Below are 5,587 nucleotides of genomic sequence, written 5' to 3'. Positions count from 1 at the left end.
AGCCGCTCCCCACGCCCAAGCCCGCCCAACCCTCCCCTCCCTCTAAACGCCTGGGCACCCCTCTGCCCCTCCCTCAGGTGGTCCAAACGCCCCCCAGCCTCCCTCCCCTGCCGGAGGCCGAGCCCGCTCTGGCCCTGGCCCCCCTGCCCCTTCAGGAAACCCTTCGCCCCCTCCAGACCGCCCCGGCGGAAGGTCCCCAGGCCTCAGGCCCCTCTCCGGCTCCCTCCTCGGCCGCCACCCCCCTTCAGGCCTTCGTGGCGGAAAAGGGGCTCAGGCTTTCCGGGGTGATCCTGGGCCCAGTGAGCGTGGTCATCCTGAGCAGCAAGGAGGGGTACCAGGTCCTCCCCGTGGGAAGCACCTGGCCGGGCAGTGAGGTCCTCATCCGCTCGGCCACCAGCGAGAGCGTAGAGCTGGCCCTAAAGGATGAAACCCTGACCCTATCCCTATCCAAGGAAGAAGGAGGTGGACGGTGAAACCCTTGTTCCCAGCACTTATCCTCGCCCTAGCCCTGCCCGCCTTGGCGGGTGCCTTGCCCAAAGAGGCGCGGTTTGACCAGCCGGTAAGTTTCAAGGTCTCCGAGGCCCCCAAGGCCGGGCAGGTCCTGCCCCTGGACGTGGTTTTGGAAGCCCTGGCCAAGAGCGTGGGGCTGCAGCCCTTGATCTACCGGGCCTTTGAGGCCTCCGGCGACCCCAGCAAGGCCCAGCCCCCCTTGCCCTTCGTCAAGCTGGACTTCGGGGGAAAACCCTTTAGGGAGGTGTGGGACCTTCTGTTCAGCACCTATGGGAGCCAGTACAACCTGGACTACCTCTTCCTCCCCCCGGACGTGGTGGTGGTGGCCCCTAGCCAGGTGATCACCGCCTTGGTGGATGCACCGAGCCGGGCGGGGGCCGCGGAGCGGAGGCCCTACCTGGTGGGCATCCCCGAGGCCGCTTACCGTATCCCCGTTCAAGGCCAGGGGGGCCAGGTCCAGGTGGTCTCCAGTGTGGAGTCGGCCAAGGCCTGGGTGCAGAACGACCTCCTGCCCTTTTTGTCCCGGGAGGCGGGGGGGCCCAGTGTGAACTGGATCGTGGTGGAGGAGTCGGGCAGGCTCAAGGCCATCCTCTCCATTCTGGCCACCCCGGAGCAGCACACCCGATTTACGGACATCCTCCAGCGGGCGGGGATCGACTTCCGCCCCCTCCCGGCAGTGAAGGCCCCGGAGGCCCGGATCGAGCGGACCTACGCCCTTACCCACGCCTCCTTCCCCGAGGTTCTGCCCTTCCTCCAGACCCAGCTCCCAGGAGCCCGGATCGCCCCCTTCCCCACCGACCCCAAAAAGGCGGTGGTGGTGGCCACGGAGACGGAGCACGCCAGGCTGGCGGAGCTCCTCAAGGCCCTGGACGTGCCCAAGGTGGTCCGCCGGGTCTACACCCTGCAAAACCTTAGCTCCGAGGAGGCCCAGGCCCGGCTCAAACCCCTCCTTTCCAAGGATCTCCCTTCCGTCCGCCTGGAGGCCGTTCCCGGAAACCCCAAAGCCCTCTTGGTGGAGGCTACGGAGGCCGACCAGGCCCTTTTCGCCGAGCTCCTCAAGGCCTTGGACCTTCCCCCCCAGGCCCCGCCCCCGCCCCAGGAGGCCACGGTGCGGAAGCTCTACCCCCTGCGCTTCGTAGACGCGGAGAAGATCGCGGGCTTCCTGGCCCGGGAGGTGCCGGGGACCCTTGTCCAGACCGTCCCCGGGCAGAACCTCCTCGCTGTCCGGGGTACGGAAAAACAGCAGCTCGAAGTCCAAGCCCTCCTGGCCCAGATCGACCGCCCCCCCGAGCAGGGCCCCGCCCTGTTCCAGCGCACCTACCAGCTTTCCAACGCCAGGGCCAAGGACCTGGCCAGGGTCCTCCAGGAAGCCCTTTTGTCCAAAACCGCCCCCCAGGCCCAGGGCCAGCAGGCCCAGCCCGCCGGCCCCACCCCGTCCAAGGCCACGGTGGTGGCCGACGAGCGGACCAACACCCTGATCGTCACGGGAACCCAGGAGGACCTCGAGCTCGTGGAGGCGCTGATCCCCAAGCTGGACCAGGCGGTGCCCCAGGTGAACTTACGGGTGCGCATCCAGGAGGTGCAGAGCAACTTCTCCCAGGCCCTGGGGGTGCGGTGGAACACCCTCGCGGGGGGAAACCTGGTAGCGAGCATCCTGGACAGGGGCCTCTCCCTCATCTTTGACTCCACCCGGAGCCTGGCCGCCTTGAACATCGTGGCCACCCTGGACGCCCTCCAGCGGCAGGGGCTTTCCCGGGCGCTGAGGGACGTGAACCAGACCGTGCTGAACAACCAGACCGCCCGGCTCCAGTCGGGGGAGACCTTCTTCATCCGCCGGGTGGTGAACAACAACGTGGAGAAGGTGCCCTTTGACATCGGCATCATCGTGGAGGTCACCCCCCAGATCACCGCGGACGGCCAGATCCTTCTGAACATCAAGGCAGAGGTCTCGGGGAATGTGCAGCGCAACCCCGTGGACGGGGACGTGGACCGGTTCACCAAACAGGTGGTGACCACCACCTTGCGGGTCAGAGACGGCCAGACCGTGGTCCTGGGCGGCCTGACCTCCCAGGAAAACAACCAGACCGTCCAAGGGGTACCCCTCCTGATGGACATCCCCCTGATCGGGGAGCTCTTCAAGCAGCGCTCGAGCGACTCCACGGACAAGGAGCTTCTGGTGGTCATCACCGCGGAGATCCTCAAAGAGGCGAGCCGTTAGCCCATAGGGGCCGCCCCTAGGCGGCCCCTATAATGCCTTTATGAGGTTTCTCACCGCTGGGGAGTCCCACGGTCCGCTCCTCGTGGCCATCGTGGAAGGGTTGCCCGCAGGCCTGCCCCTGGTCCCGGAAGACATCAACCCCTGGCTCAAAAAGCGCCAGGAGGGGTACGGTCGGGGAAGGCGCATGGCCATCGAAGCGGACGAGGTGGAGTTTGCAAGCGGGGTGCGGGCGGGCCGGACCACCGGGGCCCCCCTTACCCTCCTCATCCGCAACCGGGACCATAAAAACTGGATGGAGATCATGGACCCTGCACCCGGGAACGAGCCCCGCAAGCGGGCCCTTACCGCGGCCCGGCCCGGGCACGCCGACCTGCCCGGGGGGATCAAGTACGGCCACAAGGACCTGAGGGATGTCCTGGAACGGGCCAGCGCCCGGGAGACCGCGGCTCGAGTGGCGGTGGGGGGGGTGGCCTTAAAACTCCTTTCCTTCTTCGGCGTGGAGGGGGTGGGGTATGTGGTGGGGATGGCCGGGGTCTGGTCCCAACGCCCCTTTTCCTGGGAACGGAAGGAGGAAATTGAGCAAAGCCCCCTGCGGATGCTGGACCCCGAGGCGGAGGCCGAGGTCGTCCGCCGCGTCGACCAGGCCAAGGCCGAGGGGGACACCCTGGGGGGCATCATCGAGGCCCGGTTCCGGGGGCTAGTCCCCGGGCTGGGAAGCCACGTCCACTTCGACCGCAAGCTGGACGGCCGCCTCGCCCAGATGGCCCTCTCCATCCCCGCCGTCAAGGGGGTGGAGATCGGGGAGGCCTTCCAAAACGCCATGAAGCGGGGCTCCGAGGTCCACGACCCCATCTACTGGGAGGAGGGGCGGGGGTTTTACCGGAAGACGAACCGGGCCGGGGGCCTGGAGGGCGGGATGACCAACGGGGAGGAGCTCGTCCTCCGGGCCGCCCTAAAGCCCATCGCCACCTTGATGAAACCCCTGCCCACGGTGGACGTGGTTACCCACGAGGCCAAGGAGGCCGCCCTCGAGCGCTCGGACACCACGGCGGTGCCCGCGGCCAGCGTCATCCTTATGGCCCTTTCCGCCATCGTCTTGGCCCAGGCCTACCTGGAAAAATTCGGTGGGGATACGCTGGAAGAACTGGTGGAACGGGTAGAACGCTATAAGGAAAGGGTCCGCGCCTGGTGAGAAGGGTTTTGGACATCCCCCGCCCCGCCACCTTCGTGAGCCTGACCGGGTTCATGGGGGTGGGGAAAAGCCGCATCGGCCGGGAGCTGGCCCAGGCCCTGATGCTTCACTTCATCGATCTGGACCGGTACATCGAGCGCCGGACCGGCCTTTCCATTCCCGAGATCTTCCGCCACCTTGGGGAGAGGGCCTTCCGCCGGATGGAAAAGGAGATGGTGGCGGAACTGGCCAACAAGGACTTCCTCGTCCTAGCCCTGGGGGGCGGGAGCTTCATGGATCCGGAAACCCGGTCCAGGCTTTTGGCGCGGGGCCCTGTGGTGGCCCTTTGGGCAAGTCCCGAGACGATCCTAGAACGGGTGGCGCGCAAACCCGGCCAGCGCCCCCTTCTGGAGGGAGAGGAGCCTTTGGAACGCATCCGCCGCCTGCTGAAGGAGCGGGAGCCCCTCTACCGGGAGGCCCCCATCCACGTCCTGACCGAGGGGCGAAGGCCCAAGGAGGTGGTGGAGGAGATCGTCCAGGAGCTTTGGAAGTATGCGCGTAGACGTGCATAACCCCCCCTACTCCATCGTGATCGGCCGCGGCCTCCGGCCCGAGAGGCCCAGGGGGCCTCTGGCCCTTTTGTACGACGAAAACGTGGCGGGCTTCGCCTTGGGCCTTAAGGAGGCCTGGGGGATCCCCCACGCCCTGGGGGTTCGAGGAGGGGAGGAGGCGAAGACCCTTAGGGTGTACAGCCAGGTCCTCTCCTTTTGGGCCCAAAGGGGGCTTCCCCGGGACACCACCTTGGTGGTGGTGGGCGGAGGAAGCCTCACGGACCTGGGGGGGTTTGTGGCCGCCACCTACCTCAGGGGGATTCCTTACCTCTCCTTCCCCACCACCACCCTGGCCCTGGTGGACGCGAGCGTAGGGGGGAAGACGGGGCTCAACCTCCCCGAGGGGAAGAACCTGGTGGGGGCCTTCCACTTCCCCCAAGGGGTCTATGGGGACCTCGAGGCCCTCAAGACCCTTCCCCTCCCCCTTTTCAAGGAGGGCCTGGTGGAGGCCTTCAAACACGGGATCATCCGCGGGGATAGGGCGCTTTTAGAGGTGGAAGGCCTTTCCCCCGGGGCCGAGGGCCTGGCCGAGTACCTGGTCCGGGCCGTCCGGGTCAAGGTGGAGATCACGGAGAAGGACCCCTTGGAAAGGGGGGAAAGGCGGCTTTTGAACCTGGGCCACACCCTGGCCCACGCCCTCGAGGCCGCCACAGGCCACGCCCTCTCCCACGGGGTGGCGGTGGCCTACGGCCTCCTCTTCGCGGCCCTTCTGGGAAGGGCTTTGGGGGGGGAGGACCTCCTTCCCCGGGTCCTCCGCCTCCTCCGCTGGCTCTCCCCCCCGCCCCCGCCCCCCCTTTCCCTGGATGACCTCCTTCCCTACCTTCAGCGGGACAAGAAGAAAAGGACGGAAGCCATCCACTGGGTGGTCCCCTTGGGGCTTGGGCGGCTCGAGGTCCGCCCCGTGGAGGAGGGGGTTTTGCGGGAGGTCTACGCGGAGTGGAGGCGGCTCACAGCTCCCCCTTCACCCTCCGGGCCACCCCCTTCTTGACCCTGGCAAAGCCCAGGGAAAAGACCCCAACAGGGGTTCTCAGCGCCGCCAGGTAAAGGCCGTCCCTGGCCTCCGTCCTTACCGGCTCC

General features: G+C 67.3%; 4 protein-coding genes and 1 pseudogene. All 5 read left to right on the top strand.

The features are described 5' to 3' along the window. Positions 1–473, top strand: a pseudogene (locus C4301_RS08840) (competence protein); the annotation flags it as partial. Further along, complete coding sequence (locus tag C4301_RS08835; protein WP_352414719.1) at positions 470–2,728, top strand: secretin GspD/PilQ domain-containing protein; 2,259 nt, start codon at positions 470–472, stop codon at positions 2,726–2,728. The pseudogene C4301_RS08840 and the gene C4301_RS08835, both read left to right, overlap by 4 nt. Before the next feature lie 40 nt (positions 2,729–2,768). After that, on the top strand, positions 2,769–3,920 hold the full coding sequence (aroC, locus tag C4301_RS08830; protein WP_352414718.1) for a chorismate synthase: 1,152 nt from the start codon (positions 2,769–2,771) through the stop codon (positions 3,918–3,920). A 53-nt stretch (positions 3,921–3,973) separates the two neighbouring features. Beyond that, a complete protein-coding gene (locus C4301_RS08825) occupies positions 3,974–4,471 on the top strand; it encodes a shikimate kinase (protein ID WP_352414720.1) in 498 nt (165 codons plus the stop codon). Beyond that, entirely contained in the window at positions 4,452–5,498 is a 1,047-nt protein-coding gene (locus C4301_RS08820) for a 3-dehydroquinate synthase (RefSeq protein ID WP_352414717.1), read from the top strand. Before C4301_RS08825 ends, C4301_RS08820 begins: the two co-directional genes overlap by 20 nt. The last annotated feature ends 89 nt before the right edge of the window (positions 5,499–5,587 follow it).

The organism is Thermus sp. (assembly GCF_040290245.1).
In the GTDB taxonomy this organism is placed as follows: Bacteria; Deinococcota; Deinococci; order Deinococcales; family Thermaceae; genus Thermus_A.
This window is presented reverse-complemented; position numbering and strand designations above follow the sequence as displayed.

Coding starts and splice junctions, on each gene's coding strand:
- aroC (WP_352414718.1), top strand. CDS start 2,769: ATGAGGTTTCTCACCGCTGGGGAGTCCCACGGTCCGCTCCTCGTGGCC.
- C4301_RS08825 (WP_352414720.1), top strand. CDS start 3,974: ATGGGGGTGGGGAAAAGCCGCATCGGCCGGGAGCTGGCCCAGGCCCTG.
- C4301_RS08820 (WP_352414717.1), top strand. CDS start 4,452: ATGCGCGTAGACGTGCATAACCCCCCCTACTCCATCGTGATCGGCCGC.